Source organism: Flagellimonas crocea (assembly GCF_033441595.1).
Classification (GTDB): Bacteria; Bacteroidota; Bacteroidia; order Flavobacteriales; family Flavobacteriaceae; genus Flagellimonas; species Flagellimonas crocea.
Window position 1 is genome coordinate 535,493 of record NZ_JAUZVX010000004.1, and the last position, 17,923, is coordinate 553,415.

Here is a 17,923-nt window from a genome sequence, read left to right on the forward strand (position 1 = left end):
ATTGAGAAATCTCTCAATTCTTAGATTTCTCACATTCTCCCTATAGCCATCGGGATTCGGTTCGAAATGACAAAAAAAGCTACTTCGATAAAATTCATGGAGTTCCAGCCTACAACAAGCAAGCTAAATAAAGAATTCTTGACTGTTCCTACCCTCCTTCGACTCCGCTCAGAATGGCGGGGCGTCATTTCGACATGAGATGCAGAGCAGCGATTGAGAAATCTCTCAATTCTTAGATTTCTCACACTCCCTGCCGTCGGTTCGAAATGACAAAAAAAAGCTACTTCGGAAAGATTCATGCAATTCCTGCCTGCGACAGGCAAGCCAATAAAAAATAAAGAATTCTTGACTGTTCCTACCCCCCTTCGACTCCGCTCAGGATAGCAGCTTAAGATGACAAGGCCAGCAAGTAGTCATTTCGAAATGAGATGCAGAGCAGCGATTGAGAAATCTCTCAATTCTTAGATTTCTCACACTCTCCCGATAGCCATCGGGATTCGGTTCGAAATGACATTGGAGTCCTACGCCTTCGGCAAAAACACTTCGGCCATCATACAACGGGCACTGCCTCCTCCGCAGGTCTCAATGGTATCCAAAGGACTGTGAATAATGGCACAATGCTTTTCTATGGCCGCAACCTGTTCTTTTGAGAGACTGTTATAGGCCTGTGTGCTCATCACCATATAGCGCTGTTCGTTCGCCCCTATTACCTGCAACATGTTCCCAGCAAAGTGGTACATCTGTTCCTCGCTGATCCTGATCACCTCACGGCCATCCATTTTGATGTGTTCCACCACACTTTTCCGTTCCTTTTTATCATCAATGGCATCCAAGCAGATAACAACAAAGGTCTCCGCCATCGCCATCATCACATTGGTGTGGTATATGGGCAAACGCTTGCCATCCACAGTTTGGTTGGCGTGGAAGATTACCGGAAAGCAGTCAAAATCCTCACAAAACTCAATAAACAGGTCTTCGTGGGCCCGCTCGGAAAGGGCACAATACGCCTTTTGATTCACCCTATCCAATAAAATACTGCCCGTTCCCTCCAGGAACATGCCCTCATCTTCGGCAGAGGTGTAGTCCATAACGTTACTGATGGAAAAACCGTAATCCTCCAAGAGCTCCAAAACATCTTCCCTGCGTTCCTTTCTGCGGTTTTCGGCGAACATGGGGTATACGCCAACAGTGCCGTTATCGTGAAAGGATATCCAATTGTTCGGAAAAATGGAATCGGGGGTGTCCCGTTCCATGGTGTCGCTAATGGTAATCACTTGGACACCATGCTCGCGGAGCACTTTTACAAATTCATCGAACTCCTGTTGTGCCTTTTTATTGATCTCGGCATTTTTTAGATCTGGGTCTTCCTGAAAATAGTTGTTGACCGCAGTCTGTTCGTTCATCCTAAAATTTACTGGACGCACCATTAATATGGTGTTGGTAATCTGTTCTTTCAATATTTTGATTGTTTGTTGCACCTGTGGCAGCAGGGGACGGGGTTAAAAACTTATCCTCTTATCAAGGGCATGGTGCTGCACCGCAGCAGGCCCTCTTGTTTGGCAATTTCGGAATAGGGGATCTCCTCTACGGTAAATCCATGGTCCCTTAACCAATTGTTCAAGCGGGTAAAGCGCTTTTCCGATACCACCACGCTGGGCGATATGGAAAATACGTTGCTGAACATTTGGTACATTTCCTCTTTGTCTATCTCAAAAATATTTTCGGGCCCAAAAAAGTCCACTAAATACCGGTATTCCTCTTCCACCAAGAATCCATTTTTGTGCAAAATGGCCTTGTCCCTCCCTACAGGCTGGAAACAGCAATCCAAATGCAGCGCATTTTCCTTGGCGTCGGTGTTGGATTTTCTAAGTTCGAAGGACTTTACGGTTTTGTTCGGGAACATATCGCGAATATATTCCACGGCCTGCCGATTGGTCCTGGCGGTAATGTAACTGGCATAATCAGGTGCCGTGTAGGTCCCGATAAAAATGTGATCGTTCCATGGCATTACATCGCCCCCTTCAATATGGACTTCGTGGGGCGGTCGTATTATCTTTTCCGGGGCAATCTTGTCCAAAACATGCTGAATGGCCAAAAATTCCCGTTCCCGGTCGGGCAGAATATTGGCGTGGAACAATTTGTCCTCAATTACAAAGGCGATGTCCCGTGCGAATATCTGGTTGCAATCTTGAAGGACCTCCGGGCGGTAAACCTCTACACCATATTTGTCGAAAACCTTGGCAAAGGCCTCCATCTCCTTGATCATGTCCGCCTCTTTGGGGTAGGTCCCGGCCTTTATGTGCTCCATGGACTTAGGATCATAAGCATCTTGAATCGTGGGCACAGGGCCACTGCTTTGGGCAGTTCCCAAAATCACGGCCTTAAGCGTACTGGTCTCATCAACAATATTCAATTCAATCATACTCGGGGTTATTGTAGGTCAAAAATAACCAATGAAAACCATAGGGAAAATCCCTAGAATTTATGAGGCAAATCTAATATTTTACCACCTATTTCCCATCTATAAATCAGGGAAAAAATGTTTTCAAAATAAGAATATCCATGGAATCATCGTGATTTATCTATTTTTTATAACCTTTTGCATTTCAAACGATTGAAATAGAGTACTTGAAGTAAATCCTTGATTTTTTTTGTTGATCGTTTTGTTTTAATTAGTACATTTGTCCTAAGATTTTTCCTACATATGAAAAAATTTGTCTTTACATTGATTTTGTTCGCAACGGTATGTGTTGTTCTAGGAAGCATAAAAGCTTTCGATACTATTGAAGAGTTCAACTTCATTTCCAAATCGAATCCTACAGTGCAGGGGAATTCCGTTCAACCGGTCAAATATCATGACTGTATCACCGAAAATGATTTTCCTGATGGTTATCTTTTGTACACGCACGAGATTACCAATCAAGATTCTCACTGGGATATATTGAAGGTGAATGAATCCGTTAAAAAATATGGGCATTCGCTTGATTCTACGGTTAAAAATCTGAGTACCGTGGATGCGCACAACTTTATCCATCAAGCTTTTCAAAAAGCCAAAAACATTGTGGCTGAGGACAGCATTTCCGATATCCAAAAACATTACCAAGGCGAAATTATGCGAATTTGCTACGATAGGGACCGGTATTTGAATCAAAACAATACCATCACGAGGCTTTGAGCCTCTGTGCTATCAAAAAATAAAAGGGGGCATTTTGCCCCCTTTTATTTTTATGGTCAATCGCGACCTTATCGTTTTTCCAAAGGTACAAATGATCTAAGGTTTTCGCCGATATATACCTGTCTTGGCCTTCCTATCGGTTCTTTTCTAAGTCTCATTTCCCTCCACTGTGCAATCCATCCGGGCAATCTTCCCAATGCGAACATTACAGTGAACATTTCTGTGGGTATTCCCAATGCCCGATAAATGATGCCTGAATAGAAATCCACGTTCGGGTATAGTTTTCTGTCCACAAAATAGCTGTCTTCCAGAGCTTCTTTTTCCAAACCTTTGGCGATGTCCAAAATTGGATCATCTATTCCAAGGTTGCCCAATACTTCATCTGCAGACTTTTTAATGATCTTTGCCCTTGGGTCAAAGTTTTTGTACACTCTGTGCCCAAAGCCCATCAACCTGAACGGATCGTCCTTGTCCTTAGCTTTGGCCATATATTTTTTGGTATCGCCGCCATCTGCCTCTATGGCTTCCAACATTTCCAAAACGGCTTGGTTGGCGCCTCCGTGCAATGGACCCCAAAGTGCGGAGATTCCAGCGGAAAGTGATGCAAAAAGTCCAGCATGTGAAGATCCTACGATCCTCACCGTAGAGGTAGAACAGTTTTGCTCGTGGTCCGCATGCAAAATCAACAATTTATCAAGGGCATCTATGGCAATACGATCTCTCTTGTATTCTTGGTTTGGTCTCTTGAACATCATTTTATGGATGTTCTCTACATAGCCAAGGGTGTCGTCACCATAATCCAAGGGCAGTCCCTTTTTCTTGCGCATGGTCCAAGCCACCAAAACGGGGAACTTCGCCAAAATCCGTACGATGGAATTGTACATTGCCGATTCGGAAGAAACATCCACACAGGATGGATTGAACGCTACCAAGGCGCTGGTCAATGATGAAAGTACTCCCATCGGGTGTGCGGACTTTGGAAAACCATCAAGGATTTTCTTCATTTCCTCATCTACTTGGGACTCTTCCTTAATGTCGTTATGGAATTTTTCCAGCTGCTCCTTGTTGGGCAGTTCGCCAAAAATCAAAAGATAGGCTACTTCCAAAAAGTCGGCTTTTTCGGCTAAGTCTTCAATGGAATACCCACGATACCTCAAAATTCCTTTCTCTCCGTCGAGGAATGTAATGGCACTTTCACAGGACCCCGTATTCTTGTAACCGGGATCTATTGTCACCATTCCTGTTTCGGCCCTCAAGGTTTTAATATCTATGGCCAATTCATCTTCAGTACCTTTGATCACAGGGAATTCATATCTTTCTCCCCCATATTCGAGTATAGCTTTATCCGACATTTTATGTTTTAATAGATTAGTAAAAATAGAATGCGAAAATTACGAAAAAGCACAGCCATTAACAATTTCCAACAAGTATTTGTGTCGTTATTAACAATAAAATATTAATCGTAAACAGCGCTTAGTCCAGTTTGTAGAGCAACTGGTAGTATTCGTCCACGGACTTCTCCCAAGTAAACCTTTTTTTCTTTGCTGCCGCCTGTATTTTTTTCCATGTTGGCTTGTCATTTTCAAACACATCCAAGGCTATGTCCAAGGCTTCCAACATGTTTTTTATTTTTTCGTCATAACTGTCCCCGTCGAACGCAAATCCGGTCTTCATGTGGTGAACGGTATCCTTTAGCCCCCCGGTATGGTGGACCAAGCAGGGATTCCCATTTCTCATGGCCAACATCTGGCTTATTCCGCAGGGTTCAAATAGGCTTGGCATAAAGTAAAGATCGGATTCCAGGTACATGGAATCGATAAGTTTTTCGGATTGACCATTGGTGAAGATAAAGTTCTTGTGCTCATAGCTCAACTTTCGGAACAGCTCCTCGTATTCGGGAGCTCCGGTACCCAATAGCATAAAAATCCCGTCCACTTTCTCCAAACGTTTCAGAATTTCTACGAATGCCTCGGGCGAACGCATAAAAAAGTAAAACTTTTGTTCTGTTAACCGTGCCACACTGGATGCGATGAACTTGGGCCTTTCATCCACAAATTCCATGATTTTCTCCCCGGTATGGGCCAAAAAATCGGCCTTGTACTTCTTGGACTCTTCCTGTAGCCATCTAAAAAGTGCCTTTACGGTGTTCCTGTAAATGTTGCCCTTTTTTTCTTTATTGACATTTTTGTAATTGCAACCGTTCAAAATACCGAACAACCGGCCTTCTTGGTCGGCCTCCTGTAAGTCCTTTTCCAGTCCTTCCCCTCCAATAAATTCCGGTGGCGAACTGGGCAGCAATACATCCTCTTTATATGATGGGGAAACGGTATGCACAGCGTCGGCAAAACGTATTCCCACTGCCATTAGGTTGATACAGTCCTGATATCTGTAATCCATCAACTTCTGATAGTTCAAAGGAACGTTGGGAAACCAATGTTTTACGGAAGAATAGTTTCCATCAAACGGCCTTATGCCCTGTATGGCCAAATTATGGATGCTATATACGATCCTGATATCCTTCAGGTTAGTGTAGTCGGGATGGTATTCTCTCAAGAACAACAACAAACTGGAATGCCAATCGTGCAGGTGGACCAAATTCACGTCACCAAATGCACCTTGTTTGATGGCCTCGGCCACGGCGGTACAAAATATAAAATACTTGATGGCGTCGGTAAAGAAGGGTTCCTCGGGATCGTTATGATAAATATGCGCAATATCCCCCGCTTCTATTTCCGGATGGTGCAGCACATAATGGAAGATATTCGGAAATTCCTTTTTAGGTTTCACCTCGTACAGTTCGGCGGTGTAGCTCATACCGCGCAATGTGTAGTTCAATATGGTCCTGGGCAGTCCCCCATGGTGAAGCCTGGAATATGCGGGCACCACGACGTGCACTTTATCGCCCCGTTCGGATATCTGCCTTGGCACATCACGGACCACATCGCCCATACCGCCTGCCTTACAGTTTTCCAGGGCATCATTTTCAGCGGCTACAAAAAGAAAGTTATTCATGAGGGAAAAATATTGAAGGTAGTTTAGTGAACCTTTAAGATAACCAAACTTTATTATTGAAACAAAAAAAAGCCTTTCCCATGAGAGAAAGGCTTTTTGTATGCAAAATTATTATTATGCTTATTTAACTTTAAATGCTTTTTCTTGCGGATAGTAGGCAATTGCGCCCAACTCTTCCTCAATTCTCAACAATTGGTTGTACTTGGCCATACGGTCGCTACGGGAAGCGGAACCTGTCTTGATCTGACCTGTGTTCAATGCAACGGCCAAATCGGCGATGGTGTTGTCCTCGGTCTCACCAGATCTGTGGGACATTACGGATGTGTAACCTGCGTTCTTCGCCATGTTTACGGCTGCGATCGTTTCTGTCAATGTTCCAATTTGATTTACTTTGATCAAGATGGAATTGGCAATACCGTTTTCGATACCACGGGACAAACGCTCCACGTTGGTCACGAACAAGTCATCACCTACCAATTGTACCTTATCACCAATTTTCTCAGTAAGTAGCTTCCAGCCTTCCCAATCGTTCTCATCCATACCGTCTTCTATAGAGATAATCGGATATTTACCACAAAGGTCTGCCAAATATTGTGCCTGCTCTTCAGAAGTTCTTACCACTCCCTTGCTACCTTCAAACTTGGTATAGTCGTATGCTCCGTCAACATAAAATTCTGCGGACGCACAATCCAAAGCTATCATTACATCATCACCCAATTTGTATCCTGCCTTCGCAACGGCCTTTGCTATAGTGTCCAATGCATCTTCGGTACCACCTTCCAAAGTTGGGGCGAATCCACCTTCGTCACCTACAGCAGTACTTAGACCGCGATCGTGCAATACTTTTTTAAGGTTATGGAAGATTTCCGTTCCCATTTGCATGGCGTGGCTAAAATCTTTTGCCTTAACGGGCATTACCATAAACTCTTGGAATGCAATAGGGGCATCGGAGTGCGAACCTCCGTTTATAATGTTCATCATTGGAACTGGAAGGGTATTGGCGCTTACACCACCTACGTAGCGGTACAATGGCATGCCCAACTCATTGGCCGCGGCTTTGGCCACTGCCAAGGATACTCCCAAGATGGCATTGGCTCCCAATTTTGATTTGTTCGGGGTACCGTCCAATTCAATCATCGTCTGGTCGATATAATTCTGCTCAAAAACAGAAGTCCCGATCAATTCCTCTGCAATAATGGTATTTACGTTGTTCACGGCTTTACCGACACCTTTACCCATAAAGGAATCGCCACCATCGCGTAACTCAACGGCTTCATGCTCTCCAGTAGAGGCTCCGGAAGGTACTGCTGCCCTTCCCATAATTCCATTTTCGGTTGTTACATCTACTTCTACTGTGGGGTTCCCTCGGGAATCCAATATCTGTCTTGCATGAATGTTGATAATGATGCTCATTTTAATTCAATGTTTTATAGTTGTGATTATTGGGCTAAAGATACAAAAGGTCCTGTTTTTAACTTCATGATATTACTCACAAAACGTACTTAAATGCTTAAAAACAGAACTATATCGTTTTAGTTCTTCCTTGCCTTGATCATATCAAAGAACTGGTCGAAAAGATAATCTGCATCGTGCGGGCCCGGACTTGCTTCTGGGTGATACTGTACAGAAAACACATCCTTGTTCTTCATTTTGATTCCGGCCACGGTCTGGTCGTTCAAATGGGTATGGGTAATTTCCAGCTCGGCATGTGCTTCCGTTTCTTCCCGGTTCACCGCAAATCCGTGGTTCTGGGAAGTGATTTCTCCTTTTCCCGTAATCAGGTTTAGGATAGGGTGGTTGATTCCCCTGTGCCCGTTGTGCATTTTATAGGTGGAAACTCCGTTGGCCAAGGCCAGTACTTGGTGCCCTAAACAGATTCCGAACAAGGGCTTGTTGGAGGCTATCATTTCCTTGGTGGCCGCAACGGCGTCCGTCAATGGTTCAGGATCCCCGGGTCCATTGGATATAAAGTATCCGTCCGGGTTCCACTCTTTCATTTCGTTGTACGAGGTGTTGTACGGAAACACTTTGATATAGGCTCCTCGTTTTGCCAAATTCCTCAAAATGTTCTTTTTGATTCCGATATCCAAAGCGGATATTTTAATTTCAGAATTCTGGTCCCCATAGAAATAGGGCTCCTTTGTGGATACTTTGGATGAAAGTTCCAGACCTTCCATACTAGGAACTTGTTTCAATTCTTCTTTCAATGCATCGATATCATCCACTTTGGTGGAGATCAATGCGTTCATGGCTCCGTTGTCCCTAATGTAGCTCACCAAAGCACGGGTGTCCACATCGGAGATGGCCAATAAATTGTTCTTGTCCAAGAACTCCAACAAACTCATGTCAGCATCGGGTCTGGAGTAATCGTAACTGAAATTTTTACAAATAAGGCCTGCAATCTTTACGGAATCGGACTCCACTTCTTCCAAGTTGGCTCCGTAGTTTCCAATGTGTGCATTAGTGGTCACCATTAGCTGCCCGTAGTACGATGGGTCCGTAAAAATTTCCTGATAACCGGTCATCCCGGTATTGAAACATACTTCTCCTACTGCGGTTCCTTCTCTTCCTCCAACGGCCTTGCCATAAAATATGGTTCCATCCGCCAATAAAATCAATGCTTTTTTCTTTGTGTGGTACTTCATTTTGTGCTCTAGTTTCAGTTAAGACAAAAAAACATAAAAAAAGGATAAGTTCTCACTTATCCTTTTTCCTAAAATATAGTAATTAATAACATTCTTCTTATTCTTCAGAATCGTCAGTTTTAGTTTCGGCCGCTGGAGCTGGCGTTTCAGCTTTCTTGGCGCCTCCGCTTCCTCTTCGGCTTCTTCTGGTCGATTTTTTCTTGGGCTTACCTGCGTTGTAAAGCTCGTTGAAATCCACCAACTCGATCATTGCCATATCGGCGTTATCTCCCAAACGGTTACCCAATTTAATGATTCTTGTGTAACCTCCCGGTCTGTCACCAACTTTTTCTGCAACGGTGCTGAACAATTCTGTTACAGCTTCCTTGCTCCTTAAGTTACTGAAAACAATCCTTCTGTTGTGCGTACCTTTTTCGGTAGTCTGGTTGTTCTCGACCTTTGCTTTGGTGATCAAGGGCTCGATAAACTTTTTCAACGCCTTGGCCTTTGCAACCGTGGTGTTGATTCTTTTATGCTCAATTAGGGAACTTCCCATGTTGGCCAACATTGCCTTTCTGTGGGCAGCTGTTCTTCCTAAGTGATTAAACTTCTTTCCGTGTCTCATTGTTCTAAGTTATCATCTTGCTACCAGATCCTGTTGTGCAGGAGAGCAAAATATGATTATTAATCTTTATCTAATTTGTATTTGGAAAGGTCCATACCAAATTGTAGGCCTTTATTGATGACCAATTCTTCCAATTCGGTCAATGATTTTTTACCAAAGTTCCTGAACTTCATCAAATCATTTTTGTTGAAGGAAACCAAATCTCCCAAAGTATCCACTTCGGCGGCTTTAAGGCAGTTCAATGCCCTTACGGACAAGTCCATGTCCACCAACTTGGTCTTCAACAACTGACGCATGTGCAATGATTCCTCATCGTAGGTCTCGGTCTGTGCAATTTCATCAGCCTCAAGGGTGATACGCTCATCGGAGAACAACATAAAGTGGTGGATCAAAACTTTAGCGGCCTCGGTCAAGGCATCTTTTGGGTGGATGGAACCATCGGTGATGATTTCGAAAACCAATTTTTCATAATCGGTCTTTTGCTCTACCCTATAGTTTTCGATACTGTATTTTACGTTCTTCACCGGAGTGTAAACAGAATCGACCGCAATGCTTCCCAATGGGGCATTGGATTTCTTGTTTTCTTCGGCAGGAACGTAACCACGACCTTTTTCTATAACGATTTCCATGTTGATGCTCACCTTGGGGTCCATGTTACAGATCACCAAGTCTGGGTTCAGCACTTGATATCCCGAAATGAACTTTTGGAAGTCACCAGCAGTCATTTGCTCTTTTCCGCTTACGGAAATAGATACAGTCTCGCTCTCAACATCATCAATCTGTCTTTTGAACCTAACTTGTTTTAGGTTCAGGATGATTTCTGTTACGTCTTCAACAACGCCTGGTATAACAGAAAACTCATGTTCAACTCCATCTATGCGCACAGAAGTGATGGCAAAACCTTCCAAAGAGGAAAGCAAAACCCTTCTCAGCGCGTTCCCAACCGTTAATCCATAGCCAGGTTCCAAAGGGCGAAATTCAAATTTCCCTTCGAAATCTGTTGAATCTATCATTATAACTTTATCGGGCTTCTGAAAATTAAGTAATGCCATAATTGGATTAATGTTGAATTCTTATTTAGAGTATAATTCGACGATCAGCTGCTCCTTGATATTCTCAGGGATCTGAAGTCTTTCTGGAACGGCAACGTAAGTACCTTCTTTCTTTTCAGAGTTCCATGTAATCCATTCGTAAACGCTGCTGTTGTTTGCCAACGACTCCACGATGGATTGTACGGATTTTGATTTTTCCCTAACACCAACAACATCGCCTGCCTTAAGTGTATAGGATGGTATGTTTACCACTTCTCCATTTACGGTAATATGACGGTGCGACACCAATTGGCGGGCTCCTCGCCTTGAAGGGGAGATTCCCATTCTAAATACTACGTTGTCCAATCGGGATTCGCATAATTGAAGCAAAATCTCACCGGTAACTCCTTCTTTTCTTTTGGCCTCGCCAAAAAGGTTACGGAATTGCTTCTCCAAAATACCATAGGTGTATTTTGCTTTTTGCTTCTCCATCAACTGGATTGCGTATTCAGACTTTTTTCCACGACGTCTGTTGTTACCGTGTTGTCCTGGAGGGTAATTTTTCTTTTCGAATGACTTGTCGTCTCCGAAAATCGCTTCTCCAAACTTTCTAGCGATTTTTGTTTTTGGTCCTGTATATCTTGCCATCTTCTGTTAATTTGAAAGTGCGATTATGAATTAAGGCTTATCCTTCGATAATCTAACTGCACCTTCGGGTGAAGACCCTTTTGGGGCCATTATTTATAAATGATTAAACTCTTCTTCTTTTTGGTGGTCTACAACCATTGTGTGGTAGCGGGGTAACATCAACGATCTCGGTTACCTCGATTCCGGCATTATGGATAGATCGGATAGCGGATTCCCTTCCGTTACCTGGTCCTTTCACATAAACTTTCACTTTTCTCAATCCTGCCTCATGAGCAACTTTGGCACAATCCTCTGCTGCAACCTGTGCTGCATACGGAGTATTCTTTTTTGAGCCTCGGAATCCCATTTTTCCAGCGGAAGACCATGAAATTACATCACCTTTCTTATTGGTAAGGGAAATAATGATGTTGTTGAAAGATGCTACAACGTGCGCTTCTCCAGTAGCATCTACTACTACTTTGCGCTTCTTAGTTGTAGTTTTACTTGTTTTTGCCATATTTTTTAGTTTCTAGTGTTAGCTCTTAGTTATTGGAATCCTAGACTTTTACATTTCAAACAGATTCTTCTAACGTCTAAATACTAATGACTGCTATTATTTAGTTGCTTTTTTCTTGTTGGCAACTGTTTTTCTTTTTCCTTTTCTGGTCCTAGAGTTGTTCTTGGTACGTTGACCTCTCAATGGCAATCCTGCTCTGTGACGAATTCCACGGTAACAACCGATGTCCATCAAACGTTTGATGTTCATTGAGGTTTCTGAGCGAAGCTCACCTTCAATCGTGTAAGCGGAAACGGCTTCCCTGATCTTTCCGATTTCGTCGTCAGTCCAATCAGAAACTTTGGTGTCCTCGCTTACTTGGGCCGCTTTCAAAATTTCTTGCGCCCTGCTCTTACCCACTCCGAAGATATAGGTAAGGGAAATAACGCCACGCTTTTGTTTAGGTATGTCTACACCTGCAATTCTTGCCATAATTACCCTTGTCTTTGTTTAAATCTAGGATTCTTTTTGTTGATTACGTACAATCTGCCCTTTCTGCGAACAATCTTGCAGTCGGCACTTCTCTTCTTTATTGATGCTCTTACTTTCATGTAACTAGTATCTATAAGTAATTCTTGCTTTTGTTAAATCGTATGGACTCATCTCCAACTTTACTTTATCTCCGGGAAGCAGCTTAATATAGTGCATACGCATCTTCCCTGATATGTGCGCCGTTACCACGTGCCCATTTTCCAATTCTACCCTGAACATTGCATTGGACAATGCTTCAATAATAGTCCCGTCTTGTTCTATTGCTGGCTGCTTTGCCATATTCAGTTATTAGTTTTCAGTTTTAAGTTATCAGTTAAAGCTTGACTAAACTTCCAAGTCTAACTTCCAACCTCTAGCTTCTAACTTCTATTATTATGCTACTTTTCTGTTTTTACCGGTTTTCATCAATCCGTCGTAATGTCTGTTCAACAAATACGAGTTTACTTGCTGTACCGTATCTATCGCTACGCCAACCATAATCAATAGCGATGTTCCTCCATAAAACAATGCCCATCCTGCCTGAACGTCCATCAATTTTACCACAACTGCCGGCAAAACGGCCAATAGCGCCAAAAATACGGAACCTGGTAGTGTGATCAAAGACATTATCTTATCCAAATAATTTCCTGTTTCCTTTCCTGGACGTATGCCCGGAATAAAACCACCACTTCTTTTCAGATCATCGGCCATCTTGTTCGTGGGCACGGTGATCGCTGTATAGAAATAAGTGAATATGATGATCAATACCGCAAATAGAATGTTGTAGGCCAAACCGAATATATCAGCAAACTGTACTTCCATCCATTGTCCTGCCGCGGTATCGTTAAATGTCCTACCAATCAAACTTGGTGCGAACATAATCGCCTGTGCAAAGATAATGGGCATTACTCCAGATGCATTCAATTTTAAAGGAATGTACTGACGTGCTCCCATTACGTTCTTTTCATATCCGCCAGAAGCTGTTCTTCTTGCATACTGCACCGGAATCTGTCTCACGGCCATGGTCAAATAAACACTGGCCAAGATTACCAAGAACCAAATGATCACTTCGATCAACATGAACATGATTCCTCCCGTGTTGTTGGTAGTCCTTGAAACGAATTCTTGCGCAAATGCCTGTGGCATTGTTGCGATGATTCCAACCATAATCAACAAAGAGATACCGTTTCCGATTCCCTTGTCGGTAATTTTCTCGCCCAACCACATGGCAAATACACACCCTGTTACCAATATGATAACCGCTGGTACGATAAAATTCAAACCTTTGCCAAGAACGAATGCGCTGTCCGGTACTCCCAATGCACTAAGACCATAAAGGTAGGCAGGGGCCTGAACGATACAGATTCCTATTGTTAGCCAACGGGTAATCTGGTTGATCGTTTTTCTTCCGCTTTCTCCTTCTTTTTGCAATTTTTGAAGATATGGAATCGCAATTCCCATCAACTGTACTACAATGGAGGCGGAGATATAGGGCATAATACCCAAAGCGAACACGGAGGCATTCGCAAAAGCACCACCCGTAAAAGCATTCAGAATACCCAAGATACCATTTTCAGTTTGAGAGGATAATTCCGCCAACTGGGTGGTATCAATACCAGGAAGGACAACTTGGGCACCAAAACGGTACACCAATAACATTCCCAAGGTTAGGATGATACGTTGTCTCAGTTCATCAATCTTCCAGATATTTGATATGGTCTCAATAAATTTCTTCATGCTATGCTTCTTATAAACTTATTGCCTCACCTCCTGCTGCTTCGATAGCAGATTTAGCGGAAGCAGTAAATTTATGTACAGATATTTTTAGGGAAGCTTTCAATTCGCCATCACCCAATATCTTTACCAAATCGTTTTTGTGGGCCAATCCATTTTGAATCAGCGTATCCAAGGTCACCTCGTTTTTAACAGCGCCTTTGTCCACCAATTCCTGAAGTCTCCCCAAGTTGATCCCGGTGTACTCTTTTCTATTGATGTTGGTGAACCCGAACTTGGGTACACGTCTTTGCAATGGCATCTGACCACCTTCGAAACCAATCTTTTTGGAATATCCAGATCTAGACTTGGCTCCTTTGTGTCCACGGGTAGATGTTCCTCCTTTACCGGAACCTTCTCCTCTTCCTACACGTTTTCCTTCTTTGTGCACAGCGCCGTCCGCTGGTTTAAGATTATTCAAATCCATGTGCCTTTATATTTTAAGCTTCCTCAGTGGAAACCAAGTGTTTTACCTTATTTACCATTCCAAGGATACTAGGAGTTGCTTCATGCTCAACTACCTGTCCGATTTTTTTCAGTCCAAGAGCCTCCAAAGTCCTTTTTTGGTTCTGTGGCTTTTTAATGCCGCTCTTTATTTGCTTAACCTTAATCTTTGACATAATATCCTTTATTTATCCTTTAAAGACTTTTTCCAAAGAAACACCTCTCTGCTTTGCAACGGTATCAGCGCTTCTTAACTGCAACAATGCATCAAAAGTAGCTTTTACCACGTTGTGTGGGTTGGAAGAACCTTGTGACTTGGATAGTACATCGTGTACCCCAACAGCTTCCAATACCGCTCTTACGGCTCCACCTGCAATAACCCCGGTACCGTGGGATGCTGGCTTGATGAATACCCTAGCTCCACCAAACTTTCCTTTTTGCTCGTGTGGAAGTGTGGCTTTGTTCAAAGGTATACGAACCAAGTTCTTTTTAGCATCCTCGATTGCCTTGGCAATTGCCGTGGCAACTTCTTTGGATTTACCCAAACCATGTCCGACTACTCCGTTTTCATCACCAACAACAACTATTGCCGAAAAACCAAAGGCTCTACCTCCCTTTGTTACCTTGGTAACCCTTTGTACTCCAACCAAACGGTCTTTCAACTCCAGTCCACCTGGCTTTACTATCTCTACGTTTTTGTAATTCTGGTACATAGCTTATTAAAATTTTAGTCCTGCTTCCCTAGCTCCTTCAGCCAATGATTTTATTCTTCCGTGATATAGGTTTCCTCCCCTATCAAAAGCTACGGCTTCAACACCAAGCTTAAGAGCTTTCTCGGCTATGGCCTTACCCACGTTGGTCGCAACTTCGGATTTGGTCCCTTTAGCATCTACATCCTTATCTCTGGATGAAGCAGAGGCCAAAGTTACACCTTTATCGTCGTCAATCAACTGTGCGTATATTTCTTTATTGCTTCTGAACACAGACAACCTTGGTCTTGCTTCAGTTCCGAAGGATACTTTGCGTATTCTTCTTCGGATGCGTAATTTTCTTTCAGTCTTAGATAATCCCATAGTCTTAATTATTAAGCTGATTTACCTGCTTTTCTTCTTAATTGCTCACCAACAAACTTGATACCTTTTCCTTTGTAAGGCTCTGGCTTACGGAAAGATCTGATCTTGGCGGCTACTTGACCCACCAATTGTTTGTCGTGAGATGTTAGTTTCACAATAGGGTTTTTCCCTTTCTCGGAAATGGTCTCGATCTTTACTTCGGGAGCAATGTCCAGAACGATATTGTGTGAGAATCCTAGGGCGAGGTCCAATTTCTGTCCTTGGTTGCTGGCTCTGTAACCAACTCCTACAAGTTCCAGTTGCTTGGTCCAACCATTGGATACACCTTCTACCATATTATTGATAAGAGATCTGTATAACCCGTGTTTTGCTTTGTGTTCTTTGTCATCGGAAGGTCTTTCCAAAACAACACTTCCGTCCTCGACCTTGATGTCGATTTCTGAAAACTCTTGGGTAAGTTCCCCCAATTTACCTTTTACAGTAACAACGGAATCTTTCACTTCTATAGTGACCCCATCAGGAATTTTAACTGGACTGTTACCTATTCTTGACATTTTTCTTCTCTTTTCTCAATTAATATACGTAGCACAATACTTCGCCACCTACGTTCTCTTGTTGGGCCTGCTTGCTCGTCATAACTCCGTGGGAAGTTGACACGATAGCGATTCCCAAACCGTTCAATACTCTAGGCAAATCATTAGAGTTTGAATACTTTCGCAGACCGGGCTTACTTACCCTCTGCAATTTTTTAATGATAGGCTCCTTGGTAAATTTATCGTACTTAAGGGCTATCTTAATGTTCCCTTGTACTTTATCTTCCTCGAACTTATAGCTCAAAATATATCCTTGATCGAACAATATTTTGGTAATCTGTCTTTTTAGATTGGAACCGGGGATATCTACAACCCTATGACCTGCCTTGCTGGCATTTCTCAATCTGGTCAAATAATCTGAAATTGGATCTGTAAGCATTTCTTTTCTTTATCTAAATTACCAACTTGCCTTTTTAACTCCCGGAATCAAACCCTTATTGGCCATTTCCCTGAACATAACCCTGGATAAACCAAAGGTTCTCATGTAACCACGAGGTCTACCAGTTAGTTTACAACGGTTCCTCATGCGAACAGGAGAAGCGTTCTTTGGCAATTTTTGCAAAGCCTCATAATCTCCCGCTTCTTTTAGAGCCTTTCTTTTCTCGGCGTATTTTTCTACCATTTTAGCCCTTTTTCTTTCACGGGCTTTCATTGATTCCTTGGCCATACTAGTTCTTTTTAAAGGGTACTCCCAGTTCGGTTAACAATGATTTTGCTTCCTTATCAGTCTCAGCAGAAGTAACAAATGTGATATCCATTCCATTGATTCTGTTGATTCTGTCTATATTGATTTCTGGAAAGATGATCTGCTCGGCAACTCCCAAATTGTAGTTACCCCTACCATCAAAACCAGTAGCTTTCACTCCAGAGAAATCACGAACCCTTGGAAGGGCACTTGTGATCAATCTATCCAAAAACTCGTACATACGCTCCCCCCTTAGGGTCACTTTTGCACCGATTGGCATTCCTTTTCTCAATTTAAAGGTTGCAACGTCTTTTTTGGATAAGGTAGCGACAGCTTTTTGACCTGTAATATTGGTCAACTCGTCCACAGCATGATCGATCAACTTCTTATCAGAAACAGCAGCTCCGACTCCACGGCTTACCACTATCTTTTGCAACTTGGGAACCTGCATTACGTTCTTGTAACCAAATTCTTCAGTAAGAGCCTTGATCACGCGCTCCTTGTACTCTTGTTTTAATCTTGGAATGTAACTCATGACTAAATTACTTCATTGGATTTTTTGGATACCCTTACTTTTTTCCCATCCCTTACTTCGTATCCAATTCTGGTTGCTTCACCGGATTTTGGATCGATCAAGGAAAGATTGGAAATATGTATCGGGGCCTCCTTTTTTGTTATGCCTCCTTGAGGATTGTTAGCACTTGGCTTTTCGTGTTTGGACACCGTATTGACGCCCTCAACGATAGCTTTGTTCTTTTCACGGTCTACACGAAGCACTTTTCCTTCGCTGCCCTTGTGGTCTCCCGCAATGACTTTTACCGTATCCCCTGTTTTTATTTTCAACTTCATCTTTCTGATATTTCTTTTATAGCACTTCGGGCGCCAATGAAACAATCTTCATGAATTGCCTGTCCCTTAACTCTCTGGCCACAGGTCCAAACACACGGGTACCTCTCATTTCCCCGGTTGGGTTCAAAAGCACACATGCATTGTCGTCAAAACGGATATAAGAACCATCTGGTCTTCTTACTTCCTTTTTTGTTCTGACAACGACCGCGGTGGACACAGAACCTTTCTTTACAGTACCGTTTGGAGTAGCTTCTTTAACGGTAACAACAATTTTGTCACCTAAGGAAGCATATCTTCTTTTTGTTCCTCCAAGTACGCGGATGGTCAAAACTTCTTTTGCACCAGTATTGTCCGCAACCCTTAATCTTGATTCTTGCTGTACCAT

25 protein-coding genes are annotated in these 17,923 nt (G+C 42.8%); 1 reads left to right on the forward strand and 24 read right to left on the reverse strand.

All coding sequences use genetic code 11. From position 1 onward, the window contains the following. Nucleotides 1-521: 521 nt before the first annotated feature. Both ctlX and SD449_RS15730 read right to left on the reverse strand, forming a co-directional pair. Nucleotides 522-1,427 carry a citrulline utilization hydrolase CtlX gene (gene ctlX / locus SD449_RS15725; RefSeq protein WP_404828071.1) on the reverse strand — a complete coding sequence of 302 codons (906 nt, stop codon included), beginning with the start codon at nucleotides 1,425-1,427 and terminating at the stop codon, nucleotides 522-524. A gap of 80 nt (nucleotides 1,428-1,507) precedes the next feature. Further along, nucleotides 1,508-2,422 (reverse strand): dimethylarginine dimethylaminohydrolase family protein, encoded by a 915-nt coding sequence (locus SD449_RS15730; RefSeq protein WP_318311880.1) that lies wholly within the window; start codon nucleotides 2,420-2,422, stop codon nucleotides 1,508-1,510. Between the two features lie 282 nt (nucleotides 2,423-2,704). Between SD449_RS15730 and SD449_RS15735 the strand changes: the two genes are divergently transcribed. Beyond that, nucleotides 2,705-3,175: a hypothetical protein gene (locus SD449_RS15735; RefSeq protein WP_318311881.1), complete on the forward strand. Its 471-nt coding sequence runs from the start codon at nucleotides 2,705-2,707 to the stop codon at nucleotides 3,173-3,175. A 68-nt stretch (nucleotides 3,176-3,243) separates the two neighbouring features. Here SD449_RS15735 and SD449_RS15740 read toward each other — a convergent pair whose 3' ends face one another. From SD449_RS15740 to rplN, 22 genes are all read right to left on the reverse strand, one after another. Continuing rightward, nucleotides 3,244-4,527: a citrate synthase gene (locus SD449_RS15740; RefSeq protein WP_318311882.1), complete on the reverse strand. Its 1,284-nt coding sequence runs from the start codon at nucleotides 4,525-4,527 to the stop codon at nucleotides 3,244-3,246. Nucleotides 4,528-4,648: 121 nt separating this feature from the next. Further along, on the reverse strand, nucleotides 4,649-6,187 hold the full coding sequence (locus SD449_RS15745) for a glycogen synthase (RefSeq protein WP_318311884.1): 1,539 nt from the start codon (nucleotides 6,185-6,187) through the stop codon (nucleotides 4,649-4,651). Between the two features lie 120 nt (nucleotides 6,188-6,307). Continuing rightward, entirely contained in the window at nucleotides 6,308-7,600 is a 1,293-nt protein-coding gene (gene eno / locus SD449_RS15750; RefSeq protein ID WP_318311886.1) for a phosphopyruvate hydratase, read from the reverse strand. A gap of 119 nt (nucleotides 7,601-7,719) precedes the next feature. Further along, nucleotides 7,720-8,832: a glutamine-hydrolyzing carbamoyl-phosphate synthase small subunit gene (gene carA / locus SD449_RS15755; RefSeq protein ID WP_318311887.1), complete on the reverse strand. Its 1,113-nt coding sequence runs from the start codon at nucleotides 8,830-8,832 to the stop codon at nucleotides 7,720-7,722. A gap of 97 nt (nucleotides 8,833-8,929) precedes the next feature. Beyond that, nucleotides 8,930-9,436, reverse strand: a complete 507-nt coding sequence (rplQ, locus tag SD449_RS15760; RefSeq protein ID WP_318311888.1) for a 50S ribosomal protein L17 — start codon at nucleotides 9,434-9,436, stop codon at nucleotides 8,930-8,932. A 59-nt stretch (nucleotides 9,437-9,495) separates the two neighbouring features. Beyond that, nucleotides 9,496-10,488: a DNA-directed RNA polymerase subunit alpha gene (locus SD449_RS15765; protein WP_127023976.1), complete on the reverse strand. Its 993-nt coding sequence runs from the start codon at nucleotides 10,486-10,488 to the stop codon at nucleotides 9,496-9,498. Nucleotides 10,489-10,509: 21 nt separating this feature from the next. Beyond that, nucleotides 10,510-11,115, reverse strand: coding sequence for a 30S ribosomal protein S4 (gene rpsD / locus SD449_RS15770; RefSeq protein WP_318311890.1), 606 nt, complete (start codon nucleotides 11,113-11,115; stop codon nucleotides 10,510-10,512). 103 nt (nucleotides 11,116-11,218) lie between these two features. Continuing rightward, nucleotides 11,219-11,611, reverse strand: coding sequence for a 30S ribosomal protein S11 (gene rpsK / locus SD449_RS15775; RefSeq protein WP_318311892.1), 393 nt, complete (start codon nucleotides 11,609-11,611; stop codon nucleotides 11,219-11,221). A gap of 96 nt (nucleotides 11,612-11,707) precedes the next feature. After that, complete coding sequence (gene rpsM, locus SD449_RS15780) at nucleotides 11,708-12,082, reverse strand: 30S ribosomal protein S13 (protein ID WP_318311893.1); 375 nt, start codon at nucleotides 12,080-12,082, stop codon at nucleotides 11,708-11,710. 2 nt (nucleotides 12,083-12,084) lie between these two features. After that, a complete protein-coding gene (ykgO, locus tag SD449_RS15785; protein WP_010519235.1) occupies nucleotides 12,085-12,201 on the reverse strand; it encodes a type B 50S ribosomal protein L36 in 117 nt (38 codons plus the stop codon). 4 nt (nucleotides 12,202-12,205) lie between these two features. Next, nucleotides 12,206-12,421 (reverse strand): translation initiation factor IF-1, encoded by a 216-nt coding sequence (infA, locus tag SD449_RS15790; protein ID WP_014031991.1) that lies wholly within the window; start codon nucleotides 12,419-12,421, stop codon nucleotides 12,206-12,208. Nucleotides 12,422-12,514: 93 nt separating this feature from the next. Next, nucleotides 12,515-13,858, reverse strand: a complete 1,344-nt coding sequence (gene secY, locus SD449_RS15795) for a preprotein translocase subunit SecY (RefSeq protein ID WP_318311917.1) — start codon at nucleotides 13,856-13,858, stop codon at nucleotides 12,515-12,517. Nucleotides 13,859-13,868: 10 nt separating this feature from the next. Further along, nucleotides 13,869-14,321 carry a 50S ribosomal protein L15 gene (rplO, locus tag SD449_RS15800; protein WP_318311919.1) on the reverse strand — a complete coding sequence of 151 codons (453 nt, stop codon included), beginning with the start codon at nucleotides 14,319-14,321 and terminating at the stop codon, nucleotides 13,869-13,871. Nucleotides 14,322-14,334: 13 nt separating this feature from the next. Beyond that, a complete protein-coding gene (gene rpmD / locus SD449_RS15805) occupies nucleotides 14,335-14,514 on the reverse strand; it encodes a 50S ribosomal protein L30 (protein WP_108246825.1) in 180 nt (59 codons plus the stop codon). A 12-nt stretch (nucleotides 14,515-14,526) separates the two neighbouring features. Further along, nucleotides 14,527-15,051, reverse strand: coding sequence for a 30S ribosomal protein S5 (gene rpsE / locus SD449_RS15810; RefSeq protein WP_318311922.1), 525 nt, complete (start codon nucleotides 15,049-15,051; stop codon nucleotides 14,527-14,529). Between the two features lie 6 nt (nucleotides 15,052-15,057). Further along, a complete protein-coding gene (rplR, locus tag SD449_RS15815; protein WP_318311924.1) occupies nucleotides 15,058-15,411 on the reverse strand; it encodes a 50S ribosomal protein L18 in 354 nt (117 codons plus the stop codon). Between the two features lie 11 nt (nucleotides 15,412-15,422). Then, nucleotides 15,423-15,965, reverse strand: coding sequence for a 50S ribosomal protein L6 (gene rplF, locus SD449_RS15820; RefSeq protein WP_318311926.1), 543 nt, complete (start codon nucleotides 15,963-15,965; stop codon nucleotides 15,423-15,425). A gap of 19 nt (nucleotides 15,966-15,984) precedes the next feature. After that, nucleotides 15,985-16,383: a 30S ribosomal protein S8 gene (gene rpsH, locus SD449_RS15825; RefSeq protein ID WP_163626140.1), complete on the reverse strand. Its 399-nt coding sequence runs from the start codon at nucleotides 16,381-16,383 to the stop codon at nucleotides 15,985-15,987. An 18-nt stretch (nucleotides 16,384-16,401) separates the two neighbouring features. Next, the gene (gene rpsN / locus SD449_RS15830) at nucleotides 16,402-16,671 is read right to left on the reverse strand and encodes a 30S ribosomal protein S14 (RefSeq protein ID WP_014031999.1); all 270 of its coding nucleotides are present in this window, start codon (nucleotides 16,669-16,671) and stop codon (nucleotides 16,402-16,404) included. Nucleotide 16,672: 1 nt separating this feature from the next. Further along, a complete protein-coding gene (gene rplE / locus SD449_RS15835; protein WP_318311932.1) occupies nucleotides 16,673-17,224 on the reverse strand; it encodes a 50S ribosomal protein L5 in 552 nt (183 codons plus the stop codon). A gap of 2 nt (nucleotides 17,225-17,226) precedes the next feature. Beyond that, on the reverse strand, nucleotides 17,227-17,538 hold the full coding sequence (gene rplX / locus SD449_RS15840) for a 50S ribosomal protein L24 (protein WP_318311934.1): 312 nt from the start codon (nucleotides 17,536-17,538) through the stop codon (nucleotides 17,227-17,229). A gap of 16 nt (nucleotides 17,539-17,554) precedes the next feature. Then, nucleotides 17,555-17,923: a 50S ribosomal protein L14 gene (gene rplN, locus SD449_RS15845; RefSeq protein WP_014032002.1), complete on the reverse strand. Its 369-nt coding sequence runs from the start codon at nucleotides 17,921-17,923 to the stop codon at nucleotides 17,555-17,557.

Bases quoted from the DNA above. Each gene is read 5' to 3' on its own strand.
- ctlX (WP_404828071.1), bottom strand. From the start codon at position 1,427: ATGGTGCGTCCAGTAAATTTTAGGATGAACGAACAGACTGCGGTCAAC.
- SD449_RS15730 (WP_318311880.1), bottom strand. From the start codon at position 2,422: ATGATTGAATTGAATATTGTTGATGAGACCAGTACGCTTAAGGCCGTG.
- SD449_RS15735 (WP_318311881.1), top strand. From the start codon at position 2,705: ATGAAAAAATTTGTCTTTACATTGATTTTGTTCGCAACGGTATGTGTT.
- SD449_RS15740 (WP_318311882.1), bottom strand. From the start codon at position 4,527: ATGTCGGATAAAGCTATACTCGAATATGGGGGAGAAAGATATGAATTC.
- SD449_RS15745 (WP_318311884.1), bottom strand. From the start codon at position 6,187: ATGAATAACTTTCTTTTTGTAGCCGCTGAAAATGATGCCCTGGAAAAC.
- eno (WP_318311886.1), bottom strand. From the start codon at position 7,600: ATGAGCATCATTATCAACATTCATGCAAGACAGATATTGGATTCCCGA.
- carA (WP_318311887.1), bottom strand. From the start codon at position 8,832: ATGAAGTACCACACAAAGAAAAAAGCATTGATTTTATTGGCGGATGGA.
- rplQ (WP_318311888.1), bottom strand. From the start codon at position 9,436: ATGAGACACGGAAAGAAGTTTAATCACTTAGGAAGAACAGCTGCCCAC.
- SD449_RS15765 (WP_127023976.1), bottom strand. From the start codon at position 10,488: ATGGCATTACTTAATTTTCAGAAGCCCGATAAAGTTATAATGATAGAT.
- rpsD (WP_318311890.1), bottom strand. From the start codon at position 11,115: ATGGCAAGATATACAGGACCAAAAACAAAAATCGCTAGAAAGTTTGGA.
- rpsK (WP_318311892.1), bottom strand. From the start codon at position 11,611: ATGGCAAAAACAAGTAAAACTACAACTAAGAAGCGCAAAGTAGTAGTA.
- rpsM (WP_318311893.1), bottom strand. From the start codon at position 12,082: ATGGCAAGAATTGCAGGTGTAGACATACCTAAACAAAAGCGTGGCGTT.
- ykgO (WP_010519235.1), bottom strand. From the start codon at position 12,201: ATGAAAGTAAGAGCATCAATAAAGAAGAGAAGTGCCGACTGCAAGATT.
- infA (WP_014031991.1), bottom strand. From the start codon at position 12,421: ATGGCAAAGCAGCCAGCAATAGAACAAGACGGGACTATTATTGAAGCA.
- secY (WP_318311917.1), bottom strand. From the start codon at position 13,858: ATGAAGAAATTTATTGAGACCATATCAAATATCTGGAAGATTGATGAA.
- rplO (WP_318311919.1), bottom strand. From the start codon at position 14,321: ATGGATTTGAATAATCTTAAACCAGCGGACGGCGCTGTGCACAAAGAA.
- rpmD (WP_108246825.1), bottom strand. From the start codon at position 14,514: ATGTCAAAGATTAAGGTTAAGCAAATAAAGAGCGGCATTAAAAAGCCA.
- rpsE (WP_318311922.1), bottom strand. From the start codon at position 15,051: ATGTACCAGAATTACAAAAACGTAGAGATAGTAAAGCCAGGTGGACTG.
- rplR (WP_318311924.1), bottom strand. From the start codon at position 15,411: ATGGGATTATCTAAGACTGAAAGAAAATTACGCATCCGAAGAAGAATA.
- rplF (WP_318311926.1), bottom strand. From the start codon at position 15,965: ATGTCAAGAATAGGTAACAGTCCAGTTAAAATTCCTGATGGGGTCACT.
- rpsH (WP_163626140.1), bottom strand. From the start codon at position 16,383: ATGCTTACAGATCCAATTTCAGATTATTTGACCAGATTGAGAAATGCC.
- rpsN (WP_014031999.1), bottom strand. From the start codon at position 16,671: ATGGCCAAGGAATCAATGAAAGCCCGTGAAAGAAAAAGGGCTAAAATG.
- rplE (WP_318311932.1), bottom strand. From the start codon at position 17,224: ATGAGTTACATTCCAAGATTAAAACAAGAGTACAAGGAGCGCGTGATC.
- rplX (WP_318311934.1), bottom strand. From the start codon at position 17,538: ATGAAGTTGAAAATAAAAACAGGGGATACGGTAAAAGTCATTGCGGGA.
- rplN (WP_014032002.1), bottom strand. From the start codon at position 17,923: ATGGTACAGCAAGAATCAAGATTAAGGGTTGCGGACAATACTGGTGCA.